The sequence below is a fragment of the Paenibacillus elgii NBRC 100335 genome (genome assembly GCF_004000865.1).
Lineage (GTDB): Bacteria > Bacillota > Bacilli > Paenibacillales > NBRC-103111 > Paenibacillus_G > Paenibacillus_G elgii.
Map to the genome: position 1 here is coordinate 1 of NZ_BIMB01000019.1, position 25,274 is coordinate 25,274.

General features: G+C 54.2%; 22 protein-coding genes and 2 pseudogenes. 9 read left to right on the top strand and 15 right to left on the bottom strand.

What is annotated here, in order from left to right:
- A pseudogene (locus tag PEL01S_RS35295) lies at nucleotides 1–550 on the top strand (collagen-like domain-containing protein); the annotation flags it as partial.
- A 1,030-nt stretch (nucleotides 551–1,580) separates the two neighbouring features.
- Here PEL01S_RS35295 and PEL01S_RS15845 read toward each other — a convergent pair.
- From PEL01S_RS15845 to PEL01S_RS15860, 4 genes are all read right to left on the bottom strand, one after another.
- The gene (locus PEL01S_RS15845) at nucleotides 1,581–1,937 is read right to left on the bottom strand and encodes a GDP-mannose 4,6-dehydratase (RefSeq protein WP_127460973.1); all 357 of its coding nucleotides are present in this window, start codon (nucleotides 1,935–1,937) and stop codon (nucleotides 1,581–1,583) included.
- Between the two features lie 80 nt (nucleotides 1,938–2,017).
- On the bottom strand, nucleotides 2,018–2,740 hold the full coding sequence (locus tag PEL01S_RS15850) for a sugar phosphate nucleotidyltransferase (RefSeq protein WP_127460974.1): 723 nt from the start codon (nucleotides 2,738–2,740) through the stop codon (nucleotides 2,018–2,020).
- 210 nt (nucleotides 2,741–2,950) lie between these two features.
- Nucleotides 2,951–5,344 (bottom strand): penicillin acylase family protein, encoded by a 2,394-nt coding sequence (locus PEL01S_RS15855; RefSeq protein ID WP_127460975.1) that lies wholly within the window; start codon nucleotides 5,342–5,344, stop codon nucleotides 2,951–2,953.
- A gap of 280 nt (nucleotides 5,345–5,624) precedes the next feature.
- On the bottom strand, nucleotides 5,625–6,116 hold the full coding sequence (locus tag PEL01S_RS15860) for a DinB family protein (RefSeq protein WP_127460976.1): 492 nt from the start codon (nucleotides 6,114–6,116) through the stop codon (nucleotides 5,625–5,627).
- 154 nt (nucleotides 6,117–6,270) lie between these two features.
- On the opposite strand from PEL01S_RS15860, the gene PEL01S_RS15865 reads away from it, so the two are divergent.
- Nucleotides 6,271–6,816 (top strand): CGNR zinc finger domain-containing protein, encoded by a 546-nt coding sequence (locus PEL01S_RS15865; protein ID WP_127460977.1) that lies wholly within the window; start codon nucleotides 6,271–6,273, stop codon nucleotides 6,814–6,816.
- 76 nt (nucleotides 6,817–6,892) lie between these two features.
- Here the strand turns inward: PEL01S_RS15865 and PEL01S_RS15870 are convergent, their stop codons facing one another.
- Together PEL01S_RS15870 and PEL01S_RS15875 are read right to left on the bottom strand one after the other, a co-directional pair.
- Nucleotides 6,893–8,368, bottom strand: a complete 1,476-nt coding sequence (locus PEL01S_RS15870; protein WP_127460978.1) for an amidase — start codon at nucleotides 8,366–8,368, stop codon at nucleotides 6,893–6,895.
- A 194-nt stretch (nucleotides 8,369–8,562) separates the two neighbouring features.
- Nucleotides 8,563–9,243, bottom strand: a complete 681-nt coding sequence (locus PEL01S_RS15875; RefSeq protein ID WP_127460979.1) for an SOS response-associated peptidase — start codon at nucleotides 9,241–9,243, stop codon at nucleotides 8,563–8,565.
- Nucleotides 9,244–9,415: 172 nt separating this feature from the next.
- Between PEL01S_RS15875 and PEL01S_RS15880 the strand changes: the two genes are divergently transcribed.
- Nucleotides 9,416–10,288 (top strand): aldose epimerase family protein, encoded by an 873-nt coding sequence (locus PEL01S_RS15880; RefSeq protein ID WP_108531938.1) that lies wholly within the window; start codon nucleotides 9,416–9,418, stop codon nucleotides 10,286–10,288.
- A 302-nt stretch (nucleotides 10,289–10,590) separates the two neighbouring features.
- Here the strand turns inward: PEL01S_RS15880 and PEL01S_RS15885 are convergent, their stop codons facing one another.
- From PEL01S_RS15885 to PEL01S_RS15925, 9 genes and pseudogenes are all read right to left on the bottom strand, one after another.
- Nucleotides 10,591–11,235: an NUDIX hydrolase gene (locus PEL01S_RS15885; RefSeq protein ID WP_127460980.1), complete on the bottom strand. Its 645-nt coding sequence runs from the start codon at nucleotides 11,233–11,235 to the stop codon at nucleotides 10,591–10,593.
- 58 nt (nucleotides 11,236–11,293) lie between these two features.
- Nucleotides 11,294–12,097, bottom strand: coding sequence for a D-2-hydroxyacid dehydrogenase (locus tag PEL01S_RS15890; protein ID WP_127460981.1), 804 nt, complete (start codon nucleotides 12,095–12,097; stop codon nucleotides 11,294–11,296).
- Nucleotides 12,098–12,222: 125 nt separating this feature from the next.
- A pseudogene (locus PEL01S_RS15895) lies at nucleotides 12,223–13,160 on the bottom strand (hypothetical protein).
- A 113-nt stretch (nucleotides 13,161–13,273) separates the two neighbouring features.
- Nucleotides 13,274–14,893 (bottom strand): response regulator, encoded by a 1,620-nt coding sequence (locus tag PEL01S_RS15900; protein ID WP_163768327.1) that lies wholly within the window; start codon nucleotides 14,891–14,893, stop codon nucleotides 13,274–13,276.
- 27 nt (nucleotides 14,894–14,920) lie between these two features.
- Complete coding sequence (locus PEL01S_RS15905) at nucleotides 14,921–16,390, bottom strand: glycoside hydrolase family 32 protein (protein WP_063180813.1); 1,470 nt, start codon at nucleotides 16,388–16,390, stop codon at nucleotides 14,921–14,923.
- A 40-nt stretch (nucleotides 16,391–16,430) separates the two neighbouring features.
- On the bottom strand, nucleotides 16,431–17,261 hold the full coding sequence (locus PEL01S_RS15910; protein ID WP_127460983.1) for a carbohydrate ABC transporter permease: 831 nt from the start codon (nucleotides 17,259–17,261) through the stop codon (nucleotides 16,431–16,433).
- An 18-nt stretch (nucleotides 17,262–17,279) separates the two neighbouring features.
- Nucleotides 17,280–18,209, bottom strand: a complete 930-nt coding sequence (locus tag PEL01S_RS15915; protein ID WP_204343692.1) for a carbohydrate ABC transporter permease — start codon at nucleotides 18,207–18,209, stop codon at nucleotides 17,280–17,282.
- A gap of 165 nt (nucleotides 18,210–18,374) precedes the next feature.
- Entirely contained in the window at nucleotides 18,375–19,673 is a 1,299-nt protein-coding gene (locus PEL01S_RS15920; protein WP_127460984.1) for an ABC transporter substrate-binding protein, read from the bottom strand.
- Between the two features lie 124 nt (nucleotides 19,674–19,797).
- Nucleotides 19,798–21,618 carry a cache domain-containing sensor histidine kinase gene (locus tag PEL01S_RS15925; RefSeq protein ID WP_127460985.1) on the bottom strand — a complete coding sequence of 607 codons (1,821 nt, stop codon included), beginning with the start codon at nucleotides 21,616–21,618 and terminating at the stop codon, nucleotides 19,798–19,800.
- A 628-nt stretch (nucleotides 21,619–22,246) separates the two neighbouring features.
- Here PEL01S_RS15925 and PEL01S_RS15930 point away from each other — a divergent pair.
- From PEL01S_RS15930 to PEL01S_RS15955, 6 genes are all read left to right on the top strand, one after another.
- The gene (locus tag PEL01S_RS15930; RefSeq protein WP_063180807.1) at nucleotides 22,247–22,507 is read left to right on the top strand and encodes a YpbS family protein; all 261 of its coding nucleotides are present in this window, start codon (nucleotides 22,247–22,249) and stop codon (nucleotides 22,505–22,507) included.
- Nucleotides 22,508–22,673: 166 nt separating this feature from the next.
- Nucleotides 22,674–23,051, top strand: coding sequence for a hypothetical protein (locus PEL01S_RS15935; protein ID WP_174806954.1), 378 nt, complete (start codon nucleotides 22,674–22,676; stop codon nucleotides 23,049–23,051).
- 35 nt (nucleotides 23,052–23,086) lie between these two features.
- Nucleotides 23,087–23,512 (top strand): SRPBCC family protein, encoded by a 426-nt coding sequence (locus tag PEL01S_RS15940; protein WP_127460986.1) that lies wholly within the window; start codon nucleotides 23,087–23,089, stop codon nucleotides 23,510–23,512.
- A 1-nt stretch (nucleotide 23,513) separates the two neighbouring features.
- Nucleotides 23,514–23,894 carry an ArsR/SmtB family transcription factor gene (locus PEL01S_RS15945; RefSeq protein WP_063180803.1) on the top strand — a complete coding sequence of 127 codons (381 nt, stop codon included), beginning with the start codon at nucleotides 23,514–23,516 and terminating at the stop codon, nucleotides 23,892–23,894.
- Nucleotides 23,895–24,094: 200 nt separating this feature from the next.
- Nucleotides 24,095–24,973 (top strand): serine/threonine-protein kinase, encoded by an 879-nt coding sequence (locus tag PEL01S_RS15950; RefSeq protein WP_127460987.1) that lies wholly within the window; start codon nucleotides 24,095–24,097, stop codon nucleotides 24,971–24,973.
- A 78-nt stretch (nucleotides 24,974–25,051) separates the two neighbouring features.
- Nucleotides 25,052–25,258 carry a spore coat protein gene (locus PEL01S_RS15955; protein WP_127460988.1) on the top strand — a complete coding sequence of 69 codons (207 nt, stop codon included), beginning with the start codon at nucleotides 25,052–25,054 and terminating at the stop codon, nucleotides 25,256–25,258.
- The last annotated feature ends 16 nt before the right edge of the window (nucleotides 25,259–25,274 follow it).

Consider the following 25,274-nt stretch of genomic DNA (forward strand, 5'->3'; position numbering starts at 1 on the left):
TCAAGGCGACCAAGGACCGCAAGGAGCTACTGGCGCTACGGGTACTCAAGGACCTCAGGGTGACCAAGGGCCTCAAGGGGCTACTGGCGCTACGGGTGCTCAAGGGCCTCAAGGCGATCAAGGACCTCAAGGTGCGACTGGTGCGACTGGTGCTACGGGTACTCAAGGACCTCAGGGTGACCAAGGGCCTCAAGGAGCGACTGGCGCTACCGGTGCTCAAGGACCTCAAGGCGACCAAGGGCCGCAAGGGGCTACCGGCGCTACTGGTGCTCAAGGGCCGCAAGGTGTAACTGGTGCTACCGGTGCTACTGGTGCTCAAGGACCTCAAGGTGTTACCGGCGCTACCGGCGCTACCGGCGCTCAAGGACCTCAGGGCGACCAAGGACCGCAAGGGGCTACCGGCGCTACCGGAGTTCAAGGGCCTCAAGGCGACCAAGGACCGCAAGGGGCTACCGGCGCTACCGGAGTTCAAGGGCCTCAGGGCGACCAAGGACCGCAAGGGGCTACCGGCGCTACCGGAGTTCAAGGGCCTCAGGGACCTCAAGGACCTTAAAGACCTTAAGGACCTCAAGGGCTGCTTTAAGGCGAAACTGGCGTACCCGGGCCGTAATGATCTTTATTTACAACAGATCGGTTCCACCAATATAAATGGCTGTCGAGGGCTTCTCTCGGCAGCTTCTTTTTTCGTTTCGGAAAAGAGAATTTACCTTTGCATGATTGTAAAAAAATGAATCGCGAATTTTTGCAAGATGCCTGGATGCAGCAAATCCATCTAATTCGGAGACAAAAAGCACGACCATTCTGGCACCAACGTATTTCTGTTGGCGAACCATGCTTCAAGTTTGCACAGACAAACGATTAAAGAATTGGTAGAACAACGTCCCCCCGTTGCCGCTGAGCTTGTCCTTTGTGCATTTCACAATGACCATAAGCGGTTATTTGGCCGTGAAGCCTCTGTCCGGCTTCAATCCATCACGAAGTATTTGTCGGCCCCTATCCAAGCTCCTCCGGCGGCTTCTTCGCTAAAAACGACCGTTTCGAACAGCTTTATCCGGGAACCGTCCCATGCAGAAGATCGGTTGCATGCTCCCGCATCCCATGAGCAGTAACGTTCGCCCGGCGGCAGACAATCTCAAGCGCAATTCTTGAGCGAATAAATCGTCTTCAACGGTTAGCGGTCTTAACTTTTGTCGCTAAGACCGCTCGATGCGCCGTCGTAGAAAGTAAAATTCTGCACATCCCCCCGCCCGATCGGCAGCAACCCATTTTTTGGGTGTTTGCAAACATTTCTACATCGGAAGGGCAAAGACACGCTCGGTCCTTTTCGATCCTGATTCGTACGGAGCTGAGATTGGGCTGGCTGATCCTACCGTGCCCGACACCGCCTGCATGCTCGTCACATTCAACTGGGAACGGTCAATGCGGCGATGTCATGTTTCGAACCAAGTACGCGCACCAGATCTTTGCCATGCTTTCCTCCGCTCCGATAATGACGATTTCTCACCCAAAGTGCCCTTCACCAGCCTGACCGGTTTGAAGGTGAGTCCCATCCAGTATGCTTTGCCACCATGCCGCGTGACTCATGTACCACTGAACGGTTTGCACAATGCCGTGTTCGAACCGGTATGGCAGATTCCACCCGAGCCGCGATCAGATTTACCCGAGTCGATCGCATAACGCCGTGCCGCTTCCAGCAGTACTTGCGTTCCGGGAATATTTGTTCTAACTAAGCTTTGCGGGTCTGAAATGCTGCGGTCGCCGTGGGATTCGGGTGCAAAATGCACGACTGGATCGATCTGCGCTTCCGCCATCACCTCGGCGACAAAGTTCGCATCGGCAATATCGCCGCAAACGAAGCAATAATGCTGCCTCTCTTCCAAATCGGCCAGATTGCGCAAATTGCCCGCATAGGTCAGCAGATCGAGATTGACGACGATACCCGCAAGATGACGCTACCGCTAGTAATGAACGAAATTGCTGCCAACGAACCCCATCCCGCAAGTTACAAGGACCCGCTTCATGGCGTAGCCTCTCCTGCCATTCTTTGGGCGGCCTCCCTGAACGAAAGGTGGGTTCCCGCATCAATCCACCATCCGTTCAGAATGCCGTAGGAGAGCATGCCGCGGGCCGCATACTTATTGTTCACTTCGGTAATTTCCATCTCGCCTCTTGCGGAAGGCCGGATCGTTCGTATGATGTCGAACACCCCGGCGTCATACATATAGATGCCGGTCACACAGAAGGACGATTTTGGCAATTCCGGCTTCTCCTCAATCCGCACAATGCGCGAGTCATCCATGACCGGCACTCCGTACCTTCGGGGATCTTCAACTTCTTTTAAGAACACGCGGGCTTGCTCCGGCTGTTCCCTGAAACGGGCGAATTCCTCCGTCAGCGAGTCTTCGAACAAGTTGTCGCCGAGAAGCACGACGAATTTTTCCCCGGGATTCACGAAGTCCTCCGCTAAGGAAAGAGCCTGAGCGATGCCTCCCGGTTCTTCCTGCACTTTAAACGACATACGGACGTTCCACTCCTGCCCGCTACCGATATAGTCAATAAACAATCCGCCGGAATGTTTTCCTGTAACGAGCAAAATATCGCATATTCCCGCCTCAGCCATTTTGGAAATCGCATAATGAATCATCGGGTAAGGACCGACGGGTAATAGATGCTTATTAAGAAACCGGGTCATCGGCTTTAGTCGAGTACCTGATCCTCCGGCAAGAATAACTCCTTTCATCAAGCAGCCGCTCCTTTCTGCACAATGGTTGGCATATTTTTTGCCATATTTAAATGATATGTTTTCCATTGGCAGAAGCTCGTGACGATTATCGCATAAGGCGAAAAAATTGGCTCTAGTCCTTGTTGGTGCGGCAACAGGAGCACTTCGCATACCGGGTTATCGGTTCAGTCGGGGTCGTTATCTACTCCTCAACTTGCATCCCCTTCTCTAGCGCGGACGGAGGACAAGCTTCGCTTTCGTATGGGCCGCAACATCTGCCTCATCGAAATACATCGTTTTGTAACGCCCTGTGAGCCACATCGGAGTTTGATCCGAATAATGCGCACTTCCTAGCTGACCGGAGGCCCCCATGATCATGATCTCCTCCGACGCTTTTAAGTTGGAGAGGTCGGCCGTAAAGCGCCACGGGGCCCCGACAACGATCTTGTAGGGCCATTGCTTTCGCGAATAAGAGGCGGCGCCAACGGTAACGCTGCTTCCGCCGTACGGGTACGGACCGTCGTTAAACATCAGATTAAGCGGTTTTATAGCACCGAGCGGATGCTCCAACGTCAGCTTATGATTCGCCCCCCACAACCATTTTTCCTGTTTGTCGCCAAGCTGCTGCTCCAAAAGGCGCAGAGCCTCCTCGAAGCCTTCAAGGAGCGCTTGCTCAACTGTGCTCCCGGTGCCTTCCAGCCATTTCTTGTTTTTGCCCGCAAATAGTTCGTTTACCGCGTTAACGGTCAATCCGGTTTTCTGGAAATCTGAATAGAGCGCCAGTCCAAGCTGGGGCTCGAACAGCTTCTGCATCGTCTTGTCCAGCGTAATGTGGAAGATGGACGGGCCAACCAGATCGGGGGCGTCGACCGGGTCCCGCATCCATTCCTCCAGTGTACGCAGCGCCTGCTGCTGGGGCGCATTCCATGAGCCCCGCTTCAAAATGGGCAGCCAAATATCCCGATACTGGGCCGCCTGCAGGTTTTTCCAGTCTCCCTGAATGCGTTGCATATCTTGCAGCGTCAAGCGCGCTTTCTCCCGCAGCATCTCGTGAATCCGGTCGGCGCGGTACGATTCCGACCAGTTGTTCGTAATAAAATACTGGTACTTGTCATCGACGATACGGTTGTTGGCGGTGGCGATATAGCCTTCTGGAGGGTTCCAGGCATGCGGCAGCTCTTCCCATGGTATATACGACTTCCACTCGTACTCGCTGGTCCAGCCGGGCACCGGCTGCATGCCGTCCCCCTTGGCACGGATCGGAATCCGGCCGTTAGCCCGCCAGCCAATGTTCCCCTGATCGTCCGCATACACAATGTTCTGGGCAGGCGCAGCAAAAAGACGCATCGCTTGTTCAAACTCGTCGCGGTTTTTGGCTTTGTTCATCGTCAGCCAAGCGGTAATTTCGTTGCCGTATCCGGTGTCATAGGCGGTCCATCGGAGAGCCAGAGGATGGCCGAATTGTTCCGACAAACCGATTTCCTTGACGATGTCCGTAATGATGGGCCCGTGCCGGGTGATGACCGTTTCGCCCCGAACGGGTTCTGCCCTTCCCTTAACGCGAAACGTTTCTTCAATCACGACGGCGTCCTCGTAGCGGCCCGCATATTCGAACTGGTGTGGATTGTTGGGATTCGGCTTCTCCATATACAGGTCCTGCACGTCGGGGTTCAAGTTGGTAAAGCCCCAGGCGATATGTTCGTTATGCCCGGCTACGACACCCGGAAGCCCCGGGAACACTACACCGGTTACGTTGTACTGTCCGGAGACGCTCAGGTGATTTTGGTAGAAAATCGAAGGCGCACCCAGCTGCAGATGCATATCGTTGGCAAGCAGCGGCTTGCCGGTTACGCTCTTGCTTCCAGCGACTACCCAGTTGTTGCTGCCGATCCCCTCGCCGGGAATGCCGTATCGGCGCGATGCGTCAATCAGGTCGACAAGCTTCCGCGCGTCCCCGTCCTTCAGTGAGACCGCCCCTCCTTCAATCGGCCTGATCTCCGAGATGAGCGACTGCGTCTTATCGAAACCGAGCTTCTTCAAGGACGAACTTACGAACAGCTCCGTGACGGCGTTATCGCCCAGATACCATGCCATGTTCTTGCCGATGGCGATCGAATCGCTGATCTGCCATGGCTCGAAAGCAGCGCCGGTCAGCGTATACTCGATCGGCAGTGAGCCCGTTTCCTTAAAGGCGTTGACGCCGTCCGCATAGGCCTGCAGCGCTTCCTTGGTCCGTTCGTCCAGCTTCGGAATCAGTTCGTCTGCCATTCGTCTGAACCCGATCGTACGGTTAAATCGATCCTGCGGCAGCAAAGCTTCGCCGAACACTTCAGCCAGCGTTCCGCTGACGGAACGACGCGCCAGCTCCATCTGCCAGAGGCGGTCTTGCGCATGGACATACCCTTGCGCAAACATTAAATCACGCTCGTTCGAAGCGTAAATGTGCGGAATCCCATAATCGTCCCGCACGACGGACACCGGCTTGGATACGCCCAAAATCAGTTCGCCGTCGGTCTTTGCAAGCGCGTTGCGGACAAACCAATAGCTGCCTCCGCTTGCGACGACCCCTAACGCTAATACACCGGATAAAGAGAACAGCAGTATTTTTTTGGCTTTGGACAAATGAACCCCCCCTTTTAATGATGAATGATCAGTCCTCCAACAAGGCCGCTACATTTCTATATATTCCCATATGGAATTTATTTTCCTGTTTTTTTTCCATCCCTTGACTAGCGGAAACCGAACTTACATAATTTGCCAAACAACGGAGTGCTTGTCGCCTTCGTATCGAGCGAAGTACGCGCGGCACAACGCAAAGACCCGGGACCTTTCGCACTGACGGAAAGGGCCCGGGTCTTTTGAACGTGATGTCGAGAATGGCTGAGATGCGGAAGTTTCTTTGCTAGTCGAAATGGCGCCGCGCAGGCCATGAGCCTTGCAGCTTGCGGATCTGCACGATCTGCCCAATATGATATGCGTCGTGTACGACCAGGCTCGTAACGGAAAGCGTTACCGTGGTTTTCGGGAGCGGCCGTTCCAAGTCATCTTCCCTTAACTCCGCAAGCGCAGCCCGAACGGCCTTATGTACATGTTCCAATCGGTCGGCCTCTTCTTCCCAGGTCGTTTCCCTCTCCCCATATGCGGCAAACGTATCGTCGTTCGTCAACCCGTTGGGATATTGCGGATCTTCGCCCGACAGCCGTTTTAGCATACGCTCCTTATAGAACGTCAAATGCCGGACGGTTTCGCGGATCGTATTGGCAGCGGCTCCCTCCGGCCGCCAGTCGGCTTCGGCCGCCGTTAGACCCTTCAACGCCTCGTGCAGCGGCGGAAACCAATCTTCCTTGTCGTAACAAATATCCCATTCGTGCAAGAGCAGCTCCTTCTTGTTCATGCCGTCTTCTCCTCCCGTTTCATCATTTGTAACTATCTAATCTAATTTTGATGGTTACATCCATAATATACCACAAGCAAAGCTGATTGTATAGAAGCTGGCGCAGGCCAATATTTCCATGCTACAATAAGGGACAAAAAAAGCTGGGATCACAATGATATGGGATGATTTTCTCAATAGCATGTGGCGGGATTGGCGCGGAAGCGGCAGAAGCGAGGATCGGCTGGAGAGCCCCGAATGGATCGGGCAATGGCTGTCCGAGCACCGGCTTACCGCCCCTCACCTGCCTTCGCCTCAAGAAATGGTTGAATTGAAAAAGCTGCGGGACCTGCTGCTTCGCATCGTTCAAGCCTTCGCTGCAGGCTCGCAGCCCGACCCGGAAGATCTCGGAGAATTAAACCGGGTTATGGCCGACGGGCCGGTCGTTCGTCAGATCGTCCAGACAGATCAGCGCTATCGTTTGGACTGCATTCCGACTTTGCTCGGCTGGACGCAGATTGGAGCCGAAATCGCCGCTTCGTTCGCGCAAACTTTGGCCGACAAAGATCCTGCCCGAATGCGCATTTGCAGCAACCCTGACTGCTTGTGGGTTTACTACGACGATACCCGCAACCGGTCCAAGCGGTACTGCGACGACAAACTATGCGGCAATCTTATGAAGGTGCGCCGTTTTCGTGCACGCCAAAAAGCCGGGGATTAAATGTCCGTTACGGACGCTTAATTCCCGGCTCTTCTTTCCTCTTTCCAATCCGTACCCATCGTATGCGGTTATTGCCTTACTTCGTCCACGTCGGCTTTCGCCGCTGCGGTCCGAGCTGCTCGAACGCATAGGCAAGCCGGATCAGCACGGGCTCACTGTACGCCTGCCCCGTAAACGTGACCGCAAGCGGCCGGCCATCTGCGGTAAAGCCGCCGGGAACGGCGATCGAGGGATAGCCTGCCGCGGCGGCAATTCCGGCCCCGGACGCCCCGGGGAACAGCAAAGCATCCAGCCTGTGCCGGGCCATCGCCGCATCGATGCCTTCGGCCCGGGACAGCCGTAAATCTTTCAGCCTGTCCTCTACATATTCCGCCTCGGTGAGCGTTCCCGACGTCTCTTCGGCGCGCATCAGAGTGATTTGGCCGTATTTTAGCGCCCGCTCAAAATGCTTCGCATTAAAAGCGATAACCTCGCGCAGCGAATGAACCGGCAGATGCGGCGCAAGCTTGCTTAAGTAGGCGTTCATGTCCGCTTTGAATTCATAGCGGAACACGCTGGAGTGGAACGAAGCGAACTCCTGCGCCGAAGGAATATCCGCCGGATCGACAACCTCTGCTCCGGCAAGCCGCAGAGCGGCGACGTGAGCGTCGAACGCCCGGCGCTCCTCCTCGCCCAGCTTGTCATGGTAGACCGCCCGTGGGACCCCGATCCGGGCTCCTCGCAATCCGTCCTTGTCCAGGAACTTCCGGTAATCGGCGGGCACCCGGCCCTGCGACACGCGCGTGATCGGATCGGCGGAATCCGTTCCGGCCATCGCCCCGAGCAGCAGCGCTGCGTCGGCCACCGTTCGGGCGAGCGGTCCTGCCGTATCTTGACTATGGGCCAGCGGAATGATTCCGCTGCGGCTGATTAGCCCGACCGTCGGCTTGATGCCAACGACCGAGCTGGCCGCCGCCGGGCTCAGAATCGAGCCGGACGTTTCCGTCCCTACGGCCAGCGCACACAGGTTCGCCGCCACGGACACGCCGGACCCGGTGCTCGAACCGCCTGCGGCAAGCTTGGAACCGTACGCGTTCAGCACTTGGCCGCCGCGGGAGCTGTAGCCTCCCGGCATCCCTTGCGTCATGAAGTTCGCCCATTCCGTCATATTAGCTTTTCCCAGAATGACGGCGCCCGCCTCCCGCAGCCGCTTGACCAAGTAAGCGTCGCTTGCCGCGTAATGTCCCTCCAGCGCAAGGGAGCCCGCGCTCGTATGCATTTTATCGGCCGTGTCGATATTGTCCTTCAACAGCACCGGGATTCCGTGCAAGGGCCCTCTCGGACCTTGCGCCTGCCGTTCGGCGTCCAGCGCTTCGGCAATCGCAAGCGCATCCGGGTTAAGCTCCAGCACCGCATTCAGCGCAGGCCCCCGCTTGTCGTATGCCGCAACCCGCGCCATATACGCCCGGACCAGCTCCGCCGCGGTTCGCTCCCCGGATTCCATCGCCTGCTGCAGCTTGTCGACTGTCGCTTCCTCGATCCATTCCTCGACAGGATAAACGTGCTTCGCCATCGCACATGCCCCCTCTTCAACCTCTTATGGTAAAGGTATTCCTTTCCAAGTTCGAGAAAGCTGTGCCGAATTCCTTTTTTAACTTGTTTTTCCATCCTTCATTCGAACGTCAAGAAGCCTTACTCCATCAAGGAATAAGGCTTTACGGTTTATTCAGGTCGGCACGCCGTCACAGGCCGGACATTTCCTCGGTCTTACCGTCTGAGGAGCGCATACCTGGTAGGCGCCGCTTCTTCGACGCATTCCTCCGACTCGACTAGAGGGTCCGCTACCCGCTGGGAGACCGGGTACGCATGCATGCGCTCGGGCGAATAAGGCTGAAGCAATGATTGCAGCCTGTCCGGTTCACCGTTCATGGTCGGATCGAGCCACGTCTCGACGTCCCGTTCGTCCAAAATGACCGGCATCCGCTCATCGTAATCGAACACCAGCCGGTTCGACCTCGTCGTCATGACCGTGCAGGTGCGGGTTTCTCCGCCCCGCGAATCTTTCCACACTTCATACAGCCCGGCCATGGCGAAGACGCCCCGGTCCTTCATGACAATGCGAATCGGCCGTCTTGTTTTGCCCTCCGTTTTCCAGACGTAAAAGCCGTTGCTCGGAATGATGCAGCGCTGCTTGCCGAACAGCTTGCGATACGCCGGTTTTTCGTGTATGGCTCCGCTGTCGGCATTCACGGCGTCCTTCCCCCAGAATGGAACGAGCCCCCACCGGTGCTCCTCCAGCTTCCGGCTTTCCGCCCCCCGGATGATTACGGCCACCTGCTGTGTCGGGGCGATGTTATATCGCGGCTTGTAAGCATAGGTCACCTGACCGATCCGATAACGCTCCGACAGCTCCGGCAGCTCGGCCGTCAACGAAAAACGTTCGCACATGAAGAACACCTCTTGTTTTTACTTCCAGTATCTTCATGTGCGGAAATATTATGCATCCCAGAATGGCGCTGGCCGGTTATTTCAGATTTTCGTCATGTGGGCAAAGCGTTCTCGTAGAACAAACGTGGAACGTTATGGTAAAATATAGCGGAGATGAGAAAGGAGACGGACCATGAAACCATACGAAATCCGGACTTACCAAGATTCCTACGAGATTTACGAGTTGATCGAGCACAGTACCCGTTCGTGGTTCAAAATCGCCCCGGAGCGCGGCGGAATCGTCATCAGCTTCGGGGCGAACGGTCAGGAGCTGCTTTATTTGGACAAAGCGACGTTCGACGATCCGAACGCCAATATCCGCGGCGGCATTCCGGTGCTGTTCCCGATCTCCGGGCAGCTTGCGGAAGGTGCCTACGAATGGAACGGACAGCGCTATAGCATGAAAAATCACGGCGTCGCCCGCGTACGCCCTTGGCGTGTCGAATCGACGGATACCGGTGACGGTGCCGCCATTACGTTGACACTCGCCAGCGACGCGGAAACGCGGGAATCGTACCCGTTCGACTTTGAGCTTAGCTTTACTTACCGGTTGAAGAACGGTCAATTGATCATCGAGCAAGAATACCGGAACGGCTCGGCGGAGCCGATGCCGATGTATCCGGGATTCCACCCGTATTTTGTCGCCGACCGCAAAGCGCTCGCCTACGAAACCGACGCGACGAAATACTTCGACTACAACGACGGCACGGAAAAAAGCTACGATGGCCGGGTCATCGATCTCGATAAGCTGCCGGAATCGGTTGTTTTCCTGAACGCGCAGCGGCGGGACATTACCTTCAGCCCGGCGGAGCGTTTGGTCGTGCGGATGACGTACGGCGAGCCCTTCAAATATGTCGTACTGTGGTCCGTAAGCGGCAAAAGCTTCGTCTGCGTCGAGCCGTGGATGGCCAAAACCGACGAATTGAACCGGAAACAAGAGCTGGTGGAAGTACCGGCGGGCGGCGTACATCGTACGTTCTTGACCATCAGCCGCGTGTCCGTATAATAGATAAAAAGCGGGTATCCCCATCCATCCGACCTTTCTTAAGGAATGTCGATGATAACGGAGCACCCGCTTATTTTTTTGAAATTCTTTATAGGAATGGAAAGTATCCCATTATATAGGATAAACCCGACATCGCTATTGTCGAAAAAGTCTGAAAAATCGAATAACGAATCGAGTTGTGCGCTTACCCGGGAAATACGCCGTTCATTTCCCAGCTTTGCTTCATTTCCCAATTCTCTATTATTGCCTTGCCTCCCCGCTTCCTCACTTTTGGCAAACCCGGATGCGGCTCAGCCCTCACATCAAAGCGCGGATTTTCCTATCCGGTCTATCGCCTTCAGCACCAGCTCATAATAATCCCCCGGATGCGGAACGAAATCCGCAGGTCCGACCGTCCGCTCGACCGGCACCGACATACCGTTCTCGTCCAGGGCAACGCCGTCGATCCGGATCGGCTCCGATAATGTTCCTTGAGCCAGCTTCCGTACTTGCTCAAGCGGAATCCGGTATAAGCCCGTGACCTCTTCCGGTTGCAAGCGGTATCGAGTGAGCGGCTGCCGTTTCACATGAAGAAACACATGGCAGAACTCGCGGTCGGTGCACGATTCGGAGATGACATCCTCCTCGGCAAACAAGCCACAGGGAACCAACGCTTCGAACGGAACGTTTAGTCCAAGCTCCTCTTCCAGCTCGCGAACACCGTCTTCGACTGCTTCGCCTGCCAGCAGATGACCGGCGCAGGACGTATCGAGCAATGACGGAAACGTATCTTTGTCCGGGTGCCGTTCTTGAAACAGCAGAAATGCGTCCCCATCCGTCGGCTCCACAATCCAGCAATGAAACGTTTGGTGCCACAGACCCCGGGCATGAACCTCGGAGCGGGAAGCCTGTCCCGCCGGATTCATCCGTTCGTCAAAAATGTCAAAGATTTCTTCGCTTGGCGTCATGATGTTGTTCCTCCTAAGCTGCTAACAATCGTTGCGTGTTCCGTAACCCGGTAGCCGTTTAATACCCGCGTACCAGGTCCACCCGATTCGCAATCTCCCGTTCCCCCGCTTCCAGCTTGCGCAGCGTGTCCAAGAAACCGCCCAGCGCCTCTTCCACGGAAGTGACGGCGGCTACGTGAGGCGTCACCCGGACATCCTTGTGCTTCCATAGCAGAGACGCATCGGGGAGCGGCTCCTCCTCGAACACGTCGAGCACCGCCAGACGAAGATGGCCCTGATCAAGCGCCTCCAGCAGCGCAGCCTGATCAACCGACGGGCCACGGCCGACGTTAATAAAGCCGGCACCGTTCATCCGCGCAAAAAGCGCAGGCCCGAACAGCTTATCCGTTTGTGAGGTCAGCGGCAAAGTATTGATTACCCAGTCGGCGGCGGAAACGGCGTCCCCGATGTGCGACATCGGATAAACATGATCCATATGCGGCTTCCTTTCCCCGCGCATGGAAACGCCCGATACTTCAACTCCCAGCGCCTGCAGCATCCGGGCAAGCTCTTGCCCGACGGAGCCGGTGCCCATCACCGTCACCCGGCTTCCGGACAGCGGCAGCGGTGGGATCGGGTTCCAGCTTCTGTCCGACCGGCTGCGAGCGAACGCTTCGTGATGCTGGAGATCGGCAAGCATATGACTGAGGCAATATTCGCCGATTTTCTGCCCGAACGAACCGGTCGTACGAGTGAGCAGCACGTCGGCTTCGCTCACCTCGGATTCGGCAAGAAACCGGACTTGCTTGCCCTCGACACCCGGCCATGCGGCTTCCAACTCCCGGTACATCCGGCCCGTAATGATAATGTTATCGATCTGCATGCAACCCGTCACTCCATCCATTCTTTTCTGCAAATTTACCGTATCTATCATAACCGCTCGGCGAAAGTGCTGCAAACTTCGGCGTGCAGGTCCGATTTTTTGCCCAGCCCAGCTCCTCTCTCGCCTTAACCGTGGATAAGATACCGAAAGTTCTCGACGGATGCTTCCTCGTCCCTGGGCGACCGGTTCGAATGGTTATAAAAGCTGAAGGCGAATTTAAACGAATGGCCGAAATCCCAATCATGCATGCCGAGAGCTGCCGTCCAATAAGCCGGTTCTGTAGGCAATGACGCTGCCCGCTCAGCTTCCTGTAACGGCAGACGGTCGACCGGCGAGACTAACCGGATCGGCTCCCCCGGCTGAAGATGATGGCTTCGCCGAAGCACCTTAACCAAAGTAAAGAGCGGAAGAAGCCCACGTTGGAATAACGATTCATGACCCAGATCCGCCAAAATGTTCAAGGCATGCGAAAACGTAAGCATGTGCCCGATCAGGTCATGGTGCGCCTCCGCTCGATAGATCGTCTTAAACTGCGCTGTTTCGTTTAAGATAAACTCCGAGAGCTGCCGGGCGTCCTCCACCTTCGGAAAACGATCGTCTTCGTCCAGACCGAGCCGCCTGACCTCCGAAGCGGTATAGCCAAGCCATGACCGACCGGGGATGATTTTTTCAAAAGAACGAACAAGCTCGCATATGCCGTCTATGTTCTTCTCGTTGCCCCAACGGCAAGCAAGCTGACCGCAGCGTAAATGACATTGTGTCCGACCCAATGGAGCCGATCGATTGTAGGCTCGAGAGCCTCCAGAATGGCCGATTCGGCCTGCTGAACCGCACACCCGTTCGCCTTGAGGATGGCCGGCGTCCGCAAATGCTTCTTGATCATCGCTTCGGATTGATCGGTCAGGCAGCGTATCGTCAGGTCGGACAACCGGTTTTCCTTCGCAAAAAAATAAGAGGCAATCGCGGCGGCGCCGAAGTGGGCGTGCCATATATCCCCCGTTTCCTGCTTGCACCGTGCAATCATTGTCAAGCCGCTCTCTAACGTTGCTTGATCCGGCAGCATTCGTTCCCCTCCTTTTTCAAACAACCTATATGCCATGACAGAGCATCTTTTGGCAAGCGGATATTGCCGCCTTTTTGCTGAACCTCTCTTCCTTCTATTCAGTAATTAACATCTCACTCCCAAGCCTTCCCCTCCACCAGCAAATTCCTCCGGTACTCATCCGGCGTCAGGCCGAAGCGGCCTCGGAAGACACGGTAGAAGTACTTGTCGTCCTTGAAGCCGACGCGGGAGGCAATCTCGTAGACCTTCATGTCCGTGCTCTTCAAGAACTCGACGGCCTTCTTGAGCCGGATGTGGGAGAGGTACTTGCTGAACGTCATGCCCAGGTGGTTCTTGAAAAAGGAACTTAAATAATTTGGACTGAAGAAGAACCGCCCCGCGACGAGCTCCAGGGAGAGGTCCTCCATATAATGCGAATCGATATAGGCGATGCACTTCTCGATCATCGATTCGTGCAGGTTCGATCGGTTGCTTCTCAGGATGTTCATGAACTCGAGCAAAATCGCGGTCAGCCGGTCTTTGAACTCCAAAACATCAGCGCATCGGGTAAGGCTGCTTTCGGTTTCCGAAAGCAGTTGCTTGTACTTCCGCTCCTCCATGAGATCCTTGATCACCGTCGCAATGCCATAGACCATCCGAAGGAACGACTTGAGCCACTGGTCCGGGTAAGGGAAGCCGCCTTCCAATAAGCGCGAGAACAATTTGTCCAGCGTGGCCGTGATGAGATCGCTCTTCATCATCCGGATCGCTTCCTTCAGCGCCTCTTCCTCCTTCAGAAGATCGTAATGCATGGACCGGATTCGCCCGGCAATGGCCGAATACGGGATGACGCTATCCGCCGCCGTCAGAAAATAGCGAAAAGAAGCAGCCTCGACCGCTTCTCTATACGAATCCCTTCCCCTGCCGGACAATTCGCCGCAAGGACCGCCGATCCCGATGGTCAGCACGATTCCCTGCTGTGCCAGCATTTGCTCTCTGAACCGATGCGCCAGCTCTGTCAGAGACTCCAAGGCAGGACCCGGCCCATCGTACGTCAGCACGGTAATCATATGGCTCTTATCTTCCTTGAAAAAGGAGACCGACAAGCCTACCTGCTGCAGACAGCTCTCCATCCGGCTGATCATCATGCTTGATACACGGCTTGCGCTGCCCTCTTGCCCTATGAGCTGCTCTTCCCGGATCAGCCGGGATACGAGTACCGTACCACGGGCCCTTAGCGAAAAATGCTCCTTCATCTCCTGAAATTTCGCCTCGCCGATTCCATGCGTGATCCAGTCGCGAAGCAGCTGGTCATAGTAGACGGACATTGTGCTGGTCAGCTGCCTTTTGATCCTTTCGTTCTCGAGCTGCCGGGCCCGTTCGCGGTCGATGCTTTCTCTTACCCGTGCAAGAATTTCGGTAATACTCTCTTCCTTAATCGGCTTCAGCAGATAATCGTAAGCCCCGAGCTGAATCGCTCTTTGGGCATACTCGAAGTAGCGGAATCCGCTGAGGATGATGATTTTGACGCCGGTAAAGGATTGCTTCAGCTTCTCGATAAAGTCGAGGCCGTCCATGATCGGCATTCTAATATCTGTGAAGACGACATCCATCGGCTGCGAATGCATGAGCTCCAGCGCGGCCTTGCCGTTGTTCGCCTCCCATACCTGGCTTGCAGGCAGCGCTCTGCGGATTATGGAGGCCAGCACTCTTCTTTGAATCGCTTCATCATCTACTACCAAGATGTTGTTCATCATCGTCCCCTCCTGCGGCAACGATGCCTATTCGTCCCTAATCGATTGCAGCGGAAAAATGTCCAGAGAAAGCAGCTTTGCGCTCCCGCCCTTTGTATACACCGCGAGCTCTTGATCTTCCGATTCCGGGAAAATCAAATCGGTGATCACGGCTTCCCCGTCGCCGCCGAACACTTCCACCGATGAGGTGTCGACCAATATGTGCAGTCTCAACCGATTCTCCCGCAGCTCCAGCTTGGCCGCATGCCGGCCGGGGAAATCCTCGTGGAACCCGGCTTCCCCTGAACGGGTCCGATCCACGAACAACTCCTGCTTCCGGGTATCATACCCGAGGACCGTCTCGCGCGCATCCGAAGAACGAACCTTGAAGCCGAATTCGTCCGCTTCACCTGACTCGAACTCCGCTATCATCTCGAAGCACCCCAGCCGCATACCGGATAGCGGATTACCGCCTTCACCCAAAATATGATCCCTCCATTGGTACGCTTCCGTTCTAAGCCTCTCCAGCTCCCGAACCGGCTGCTGCGTCAGAGTCACGCGCTCCCCGCCGCTTCTCAGCGACAAAGCCCGCGGCACGGTCATGGCGCTTCGCCAGCTTTCTGTCGGCGTCACCTGCGCATATTTCCAGTTGCTCATCCATCCGATATAGATGCGGCGTCCGTCCTCGGCCGGAACATCCGACCAACTGACCCCTGCGTAATTGTCTCTGCCGTAATCCAGCCAGAGGACAGTCTCAGGGGCGTTCTCATTCCGGAACACAGTCCCGTCGAAGCTCCCTATAAAATACTGCGTTCTTGAGCCCTCCGGATGCCTCGGCGAGCTGCCCATGCTGACGAACATCACCCACTTCGTCCGGGTTTCGTCTCCGTCAACCGGCAGCTCGAATAAATCCGGGCATTCCCAGACGCCGAGATGGGCGCCCTCCCCTTCGCCGAATTCGCTGGCAAACGTCCAATCCTTCAGATTGGGAGAATGGTAGATGCAGATGGTTTGGCCGGAGGCCAGAATCAGGATCCAGCGCTTCGTAGGCTCATGCCAGAACACTTTCGGATCGCGGTAATCGGTCCGGCTGCCGTCGGCAAGCACCGGATTGCCTTCATATTTGGTCCAGGTCCGGCCGAAATCGCCGCTGTACGCCAGGCTCTGGCGCTCTACGGGACGGCCTTCATCCGAATCCGGGTTCCGGTGGTGCGTGAAGATCGCAACCAGACCGGGCTCCCCGCCGAAGAAGCCGGAGGTATCCTGCCAATCCACAACGGCGCTGCCGGAGAAGATTTCCCCGTGCTCATCGGCTGCCAGAGCCACCGGCCGGTGCTCCCAATGAACCAGATCCCCGCTGACCGCATGACCCCAATGCATCGGGCCCCAGGTGGTCCCATGCGGGTGATACTGGTAAAACAGATGGTACTCCCCATTATAATACACGAGCCCGTTAGGGTCATTCATCCAGTTTTTTTCCGGCGTAAAATGAAACTGCGGTCTGTACTTATCTCGCATTGCAGCATCCTCCGAAACGTATGATTTGGGTCCCGCCTACTTACCCTTTGATCCCGGTGCTCGTAATCCCTTGGACGTAATATTTTTGCAGGAACAGGAACAAGAGTACAATCGGCACGGTGGTGAACGTCAGCGTCGCCATGATTTGCCCGTAATACACCGGCGGCAAGGTGAAGAACGTCTGGATGCCGAGCTGTACATTTCGCAGCGACTCCCCCGTCGTCACCAGGATCGGCCACATGAAATCGCCCCAATGGTTGATGAAATCCAGAATAAACACGGTCGTAAAAACCGGACCCGACAAGGGAACGACGACGGACACGAACGTCCGGATCGGCGAAGAGCCGTCGATGGCGGCGGATTCCAGCAGCTCATTCGGAATGTCCATAAAGAACTGGCGGAACATGAAGATACTGAAGCAGTTGGCGACGAAAGGCACGATCAAGGCGTACCACGTATTGACCCAGTGCAGGCTGTTGACTACGAAGTACAGCGGCATAATGATGCTCTCGAACGGAACGATCATCAGCGCAATGATGGCTGTAAGAATGAATTCCCGCCCCTTAAACTGCAGCTTCGCCAACGCATAACCGCAGATCGAATTGACGCCGAGCCCGCTGATGCAGATGACGGTAACATAAAACAAGCTGTTGAACACGTATTTCATCATCGGAATCCGGTGAAAAGCCTTCACGTAATTTTCCAGCGTAAAACTCGTCGGCAGAATCGCGTTGAACGAGCTCAAATCGGCAAAAATCCGGTTCTCCGGCTTGAACGACGATACGATCATCCAGAGCAAAGGCGTAATGAACAAGAGCGATACGACGAGATTCGCCGCATAGAGGAACACCGTTGATTTCCGGTCGGCCATGATCTTTGGCCCCCCTTCTTACTTGTCTTTAAGGAATTTTTTCATGGAAAAGGAGATGACCACGACGATCGCAAAGAAAATCACCGATACGGCGGACGCATACCCGGCGTTTCGGAATTGGAAGCCCTGCTGGTAGATGAGCAGCGCGAGCGTCCTTGTCGAATTCTCCGGCCCGCCGTTCGTCATAATGTAAGGCTGGGTAAACAGCTTGACCGCCTGGATCGTGGTAATGGTGAGCACGAAGACGATCACGTTATACAGGCTTGGAATGGTGATGAATTTCAACTGCTGAAATTTGTTCGCGCCGTCGATCGCAGAAGCTTCGTAGAGATCCTTCGGGATGCTCTGCAGTCCGGCCAGGAAGATCATCATTTGGTAACCGGCCGCCTGCCACACGGACATGAAGATGATGGAGTTCATCGCCTGACCCGCGCTTCGCAGAAAAGGCTGATTCGGAATGCCGAACAAATGGAGAGCCGAATTGACAAGCCCCTCGTTCGGATTATATAGATAAATCCACAGGATCGCGATGACCGTCATGGACGTGATGACCGGGCTGAAGTAAGCGATCCGAAACACGTTTCTCATTTTCAACTGATTATTTACGAGAAGCGCCAGCGCTAAAGCTACCGCCGATTGAACCGGCACTACGATGACGGAGAAATACAGCGTGTTGAACAGCGATTTGTAAAACAGCTTATCCTTAAACAGCGTAATGTAGTTATCCAGACCGATGAACTGGATTTTATCCGGGCGCAGCAGATTGAACTTGGTAAAGCCGAAAATGACGGCAAAAACAAACGGCAGCAGCAGAAAAACGATCAGCAGGATCACCGCCGGCAGCACAAAAGAGTAGCCGACCACCGTTTCTCTTCGTCTCTGCCCTCGCATAGAGGCCGAATCCGCCGCCCCAGGGTTATTCGTTAACGAATTGCTTATCGTTTGCATGATGGATCCGCCCTCTCAAGAATCGTTCCGTCCCTCACGCCTTCCTCTCCGTGAAGAAGGATGTGCGGCACCGGCGGCTTGGGTTCTGACCCACGCCCTGCAATACCCTCCCCGAAACCGGTAAAGGAAGCTCATCCGAATGCCGCAGTATGGGTTACCCATGGATTACTTGACAAAATTCCGTTTATATTCCTCGTCGTAACTGGCCGCAACGTTATCGAGGGACTTCTTCACGTCAGCGCCCATCATGATGTCCGTTAAGGCTTCGGCGAATTTTTGCGTGAGTACCGGATAAGCCGGCGTTACGGGTCTAGCGTGCGATACCGTGGTCACCTGATCCTTGATCACCCGCATCGGCAGGTCGTTGTACTCCGGCAGGCTGTCGTAGGCGCTCTTGCGGCTGGCCGGCATGCTGATGGCTTTGGCGAGCTGCGTCGAGCTGTCTTTATTCGTCAGCCACTTGAGTGCCTCCGCCGCTTCCTTCGGATGCTTGCTGTCCGCTGAGATGCCGATCGCCCAGCTGCCGGAAGGTGCGGTCTGAACGCCTCCGGCCTTCTTCGGAAAATACGTGATACCCCACTCCAGGTCGGGATAGTCCTTGAAGCCCGGAATGTTCCAAGGTCCGCCCAGCTTGGTCGCGGCCTTCCCTTCCTCGAATTCCGTCGGCTTCGGATCGATGTTGAACAGCTTTTCCTTCGCCAGCTTCTGCAGGAAGCTTGCCGCCTCGATGCCCTTGTCGCTATTGACCATGCCCTTCGCTGAGGTGCCTTCCTTATTCACGATGTCCGTCCCGTTCGAAATCCAGAACTGCTCGAACGCGTAGGTCATCCATTCCCCTTTGTCATTGATCATGTTCGTTCCAAACACGCCGTTCTGGGCCGTCTTCTTCATGACCTCGTACCACTGATCCCATGTCCAGGCGTCTTCCATCTTGGTCGGAGGCTCGATACCGTACTGCTTCATGATCTTCTTGTTGTAAAATAACACGACGGAGGACTCTGCCAACCCCGCTGCGTAAAATTTCCCGTTGTAAGTCCCCTGCTGAAGGATGGAAGGAACGAAGTCGGACAGCTCCTCCTTGGTGTAGTATTCATCCAGCGGCCTAACGATGCTGGAAGCGGCATAGTTGGCCACGTTCGGCCCGTCCATCGCGACGAGGTCCGGCAGGGTGTGCGAGGCTACGGCCGCATTGATTTTATCCTCGTAGGCAAAAGAATTGCCCCGCGTGATAGCCTCCATCTTCAGCTTGATTTTCCCTTCGTGAGCCTTGTTGAATTCTTCGATCCGCTTGACATAAAAGTTATCCTCCGGGCCGCTCGCCTGGGGACGCCAGAACGTAATTTCCGCTTCCCCGCCGGATGCTCCGCTGGTATCCCCGGAACCGGCTTGATCGGTCTGTCCTCCCGGCGAACATCCGGCAAGGAGCGATACAGCTAATACGGCCGAAACCCATCTCTTTTTCATAGACACCCTCCTGAAATTGATAGTTGGATAATATATTTTGTTTACGCTTTCAGGATACTCGGATTGAAAAAGGAATCCTACTCTAATTATCGTGAAAAAGTGGACTTTTATATTGAAAACACTTTCATGAGAGGGGGCAGCCGGATGGAACCGGCAGTATGATGGTGATCTTCGTGCCTGCGTTCTTCTGCGACTCAATCCGTACGCCGTAAGGCTCTCCGTACAGCAGCTTGATTCGTTTGTTCACATTCTCGATGCCAATGGATCGTATGCCCCCGTCCGTCTCCAGCACGCGCCGGATCGTCTCCGGCTCCATGCCCTTCCCGTTATCTTCGATCGTGAAGATCCTTCGGCCCTCCTCCATCCGCCCGGATACCTTGATGGCTCCCCCCGCTTCCATCTCGTCCAGCCCGTGAATGAGCGCATTCTCAATGAAGGGCTGCAGAAAAAATTTGGGCACGGTATACTGGTATAAGGCCGGGTCCAGATCGTATTCCACCTGGAATTTCCCCTCGAATCTCCGGTCCATGATGTAGGCGTAATTTTTTAAATATTTCACATCCTCCGTGAAATCGACTTCCCCCGGATTCTTAGCCGTATATTCCAGCATTTCGGACAACTCCACTAGCATGTTGCTGATCAGCGTTTGGTTGTTTTCGATAGCCAGGTAGTTAATGATGTTCAGCGTATTGTACAGAAAATGTGGGTTGAACTGGAAATTCAGTGCCTTGAGTTCCGCTTCCATCTCTTTCACATGCGTCTCGTAGTTGTCGACGATCAACGACTGGATTTTATCGTTCATCTGGTTGAATTTATGGATAATGACGCTGAATTCGCCCGTTCCCACAGCTTCGATCTTGGCGCTGAAATTCCCTTCGCCGGACTGCTTGATGCCCCAGAGCAGCCTTTTGAACGGCAGGGTGATGCGGCCCGAAATGATCGACGCCAACACAACCGCCGCTAACAGGATCGCTATGGTGGAGTAAATCGTATAATTCAGCATGTTCGGCACGGTCACCAGCAGCTCGTCATAGGGGATGAACACGGCGGACAGCCAGCCCGTCACGTCGATCGTATCGTAGCAGACCACCATTTTCTTGCCGCCGATCGTGATATATTCCGTGCCGCTGTGCTTCTTCAAGGCGTAATCAATCCAGTCGCTGCCGACGGAGGGAGGCACGTTCCGGGGCCTCGAAGCAGATACGATTTGCCCTTCCGGCGTAAACACCTCGTAGTAGGAGCCTTTCACCCATAAGCTTTTGGCAAAAGCCTTGCGGATCATCGATTCCTGGAAATTGACGATTAGCACGGGACGTTCGGCGTCTTCCTCCATTTGATGCAGCAGGTTGCTTTGAATCTCAGACAAATTGAGCAGCCGTGTGGCCGTAAACACATATTGGTCGCCGGCCACCGGAGCTGGCGAAGAGGCATAAAACTTTTCCAGCAAATTGTAAGTCGGTACCCACTTCGTATTCTCAGTCGAGCTCAGCCCGATGCTGTAAATGTCCGAGTTTGAATACTCCGTCTTGGGAATCCAAAAATTCGGGTTGCCCCCGAACGTATATTTCTTCGTAACCAAATTCACGGAGTACAGGTCCTCGGAGGAAGGAAAATATTTCTGAATAATCCGGGCGATCCTCCGGTCATTCTCGTAATTGAAGTACCGCTTCTGCAGGTCGGAGGTATTGAAAAAGTCGTACAAATCCTCGTCCAAGTGCATATTGATCGCATTCTGCTCCACACTCGCGAATTTGGCGTTCAGCGACTGATTGCTCATCTTGACCAGACCGAGCAGCGTTTCGCTGGCATTGTTCAGGATCACCTCGGAGCTTTTGTAGTAATAGCCGATGCCGAGAAGGGTCAAGACCAGAATGATCAAGGCGATAAAAGAAGCAGTCAGACGCGTCCTTAAAGTGAAATGAAGCAAGCTCGATTTGATCCTCATGATGGTCCCGCACCCCGGCTTTGTGAATAGTTTGTGTTCAAATCTTAGTTCATGCCGGCGGAATTGTCTACGGATATACCATTTTTGTTCTATATCCGATTGTTATAAATTAAATGAGATTTTCTTTAGTTTAAAAAGCTATTGCTAAATGAATCTCTCCAAGACGGTCATTCCTTTTAATTAGAAGCATACCACTATTATTATTTCAGTTATTTGCTGCTGAAGGATGCGGTTCCTGTTTTCACCGCGATTATGAACGGCAACGTTAAGCGTGCCCCCGCTATTCAGAAGCTGCTGCTTCCGCTCGAACCGGAAGGCGACAATGTGTAAAGGCATGCATATTCGGCGAAAGTGAAAAAGAAGCTGTCGGCGGCAGCTTCTCCGTACTATGATTTTATTGATTCCATCCTTCGTCTCTAAAATACGGCAGATAAGCGCAATATTCTTCACAAAATTAAATTTAATGTGGTTAATTTTTTCGTTAATGTCATTAAACAACCGCAATCTGCTTGCCGGATACACAGGAGTGCGCTCGTCCGTTTTGATTTTGCGGCATTGTCACGCCAAGCCCCTTATAGTATCATAAATTTTATTGAATTCCGGTCTGCTAAAGGAGCTGCTAATCTGTATGAATGTCCATGAAGCTATCACGAACCATACCCGTAAACAAAACGCGCACCTGGAACGTTTTCTTGAACTGGAAAACGAACGGGAGGCTGCGATTGAAGAAGCGATTGCCTTATGCATCGCCGGCGAGCCGTTCAGCGTCGATGCCATTAACGCGGCGACGGACCGCATCAACCGGCACGCCCGGAACGGCATTTCCCCAACAAGAGTCCATGTCACCCCTGACATGGTACGCGAAGCCGCCCGTAAAAAGTTGAAGTAGCAATAACAAATCGCCTGCAAAGCCCGGATGATCCTTTCGATAAGTCGATAGGTATTCGGGCTTTTTTTGACCAGTTTTTTCCGTGTGTTGACACGAAACCTTTTGGTTTCATATAATACGGATGATCGCTTCAAGGACATGCTATACCAAGGAAAGGGATGAGCTCGTGGAAGCGTTGTTGAAAAAACTGCGGTACAAAGAAGGAGCGGCTTTAGTCTTAAATGCTCCGGAAGGGTACCAGCTCGGTATCGAAAGCGGCACAGAGCCGGACAAGACCTACGATTTCATTCAGCTGTTCGTTCATAATGCGCAAGAAACGGACGACTGGGTACCGAAAGTCATCCCGCTCTTGAACGAAGATGCGGTATTCTGGATCACCTACCCGAAGCAAAGCTCGAAGGTGAAAACGGATATTAACCGCGACAGCTTGGCCGCAATGGTGCAGGCAAAAACAGCCTATCGTCCGGTCAGCAACGTAGCCGTCGACGACAAATGGTCTGCGTTGCGTTTTCGTCACCAGGATAAAGTAAAGACCTCGAAGTAACCTAATACCCATTCACATTGGAGGAATAAAATCATATGGAAAACAATTCGCAAAATACGCTGCCGGAAATTCGCAGAACCGCCCTACTCAAAGCGCCGATTCAAAAAGTATGGGACGCCGTTGCCACGTCTGAAGGCATTGCCGCGTGGTTTATGCCCAACGATTTTCAGCCTGTTCTCGGTTATGAATTCCAATTGAACGCCGGCCCGTTCGGCATGTCTCCCTGCAAAGTAACGGAGCTTGATCCGCCGAACCGCCTTTCGTTCCGTTGGGGCAAAGATTGGACAATTATGTTCGAGCTGACGGAGAAGGACGGACAGACGGAATTTACGCTCATTCACTCCGGCTGGGACGCCGACAAGGTTACCGAATTCGGGCAGCCGCATCAAGTCGTTCGCGACACAATGGACAAAGGCTGGGTCGGCATTGTGCAAAAGCTCGTTACCTTCGTCGAGGGCTGATATGTCCGCCCCTTCACGCAAGACCGACGTATTTCAAGCGATTGCCGATCCGACGCGCCGTCAATTGTTAAGTATGCTGGGAGAACGGGAAATGCCCGTTACCGTGATCAGCGGCCATTTTCCGATGAGCCGGACGGCCGTTTCCAAGCATCTGCGCATTTTGGCCGATGCCGGATTGGTCAAAGAACGAAAAATCGGCCGCGAAACGCGGTACCGGCTGGAGCCCGAGCCGCTGCTTGAATTGAAGCGGTGGCTTGCCTACTACGAGCGATACTGGGACAACAAGCTGCTGGCGCTGCAGCGTTTTGTCGAAGGCGACGAAACGGACGGCACGATAACCCTCGTTGCTCCGGAAGAAAACAGCACCCGCACGACAGAATAAACTTTCACGAGAAAGAGAGGGGCTCCGCAGCCTCTCTCTTTCTTTTGCGCCATGCCGTCACCATACATTCCCCTTCTAATGTCCCGAATGCGATACAAATCTCGGAAAATTTGGATTTACCGAAAACCTGCCAAGGAAGCGCCGGAAGCCTGTGCTAAAATGTGGGAAGTGTTTTTTATTCCGAATCCATGGAGGCGTGCATGACGAACCATTCCGTTACCTTAAGCATAGACGGCGTATCATTTCAATTAAAAGAACCTCATCCCTTCGATTGGCTGCAAAAGCTCGGCCGGGTATTTTGCGTCTTCGATCAGCAGGATTCGGGAAACCTGTCCTTCGGCATCGAACGGCAGGGCCGCAAGAAGTTCGTGAAGTACGCAGGAGCGCCGACCGTGGCCTACACCGGAACCCCTCAAGAAGCGATTACCCGATTAAAGCAGGCTCTCCCGCTTTATGAAGCCTTGAATCATCCCCATCTCATCATGTTGGAAGAGCATTTTGGAGTACAGAATGGGTATGCGGCCGTATTCGACTGGTTTGACGGCGAATGTCTGCATTCGCATTGGTCCTTTCCCCCGCCGCAAAAATACACGCATCCGGATTCTCCGTTTTTCCGCTTCCGTCAGCTGTCTGTCGAAGAACGGCTCCGTTCGCTGGATTGTATCTTTTCGTTCCATGTACATGTGGAAGCGAGCGGTTATGTCGCTGTCGATTTTTACGACGGCAGCATCCTGTACGATTTCAAAAATAATCTGACGAAAATTTGCGATATCGATTTTTACCAGAAAAAGCCTTTTATCAATACGATGGGCCGGCTGTGGGGCTCCTCCCGCTTCATGTCACCCGAAGAATTCGAGCTCGGCGCGGACATTGACGCACGAACCAATGTTTTTAACATGGGGGCCATCGCTTTCGCCCTGCTGGGAGGCGAACGAGACCGCTCCTACTCGAAGTGGGAAACGGGTGAGAAGCTGTACAAAACGGCTCTGCAAGCGGTTCAACCGGAACGGCATGAGCGCTACGCTTTGGTTGCCGAGTTTTATGCTGCTTGGAATGCTGCCGCAACCTTCAACCTTTGACCTCGGGATGTCCGGGGTATAGGCGAAAACTATTAAGGAAACCCTATCCGTGTTCAAGCAACCGGAGGTGATTTTCCAATGACCCAACTGACACTGGCTCCTCATGAAATGATGGAGATTCACGAAATGCTTAATTTTAAAACGATCTGTTTGGCCAAATCGAAAATGGTGCAAGGGCTTGTGTTTGACCAAGAGCTGAAAGCCTTGATGCAAAAGGACGTCGAGCAATCCATCAAAGCGCTCCAGGATTTGCAGCGCCTTTATCCGGTAACCCCAATTCAATAAACGGCGGTGAACGATA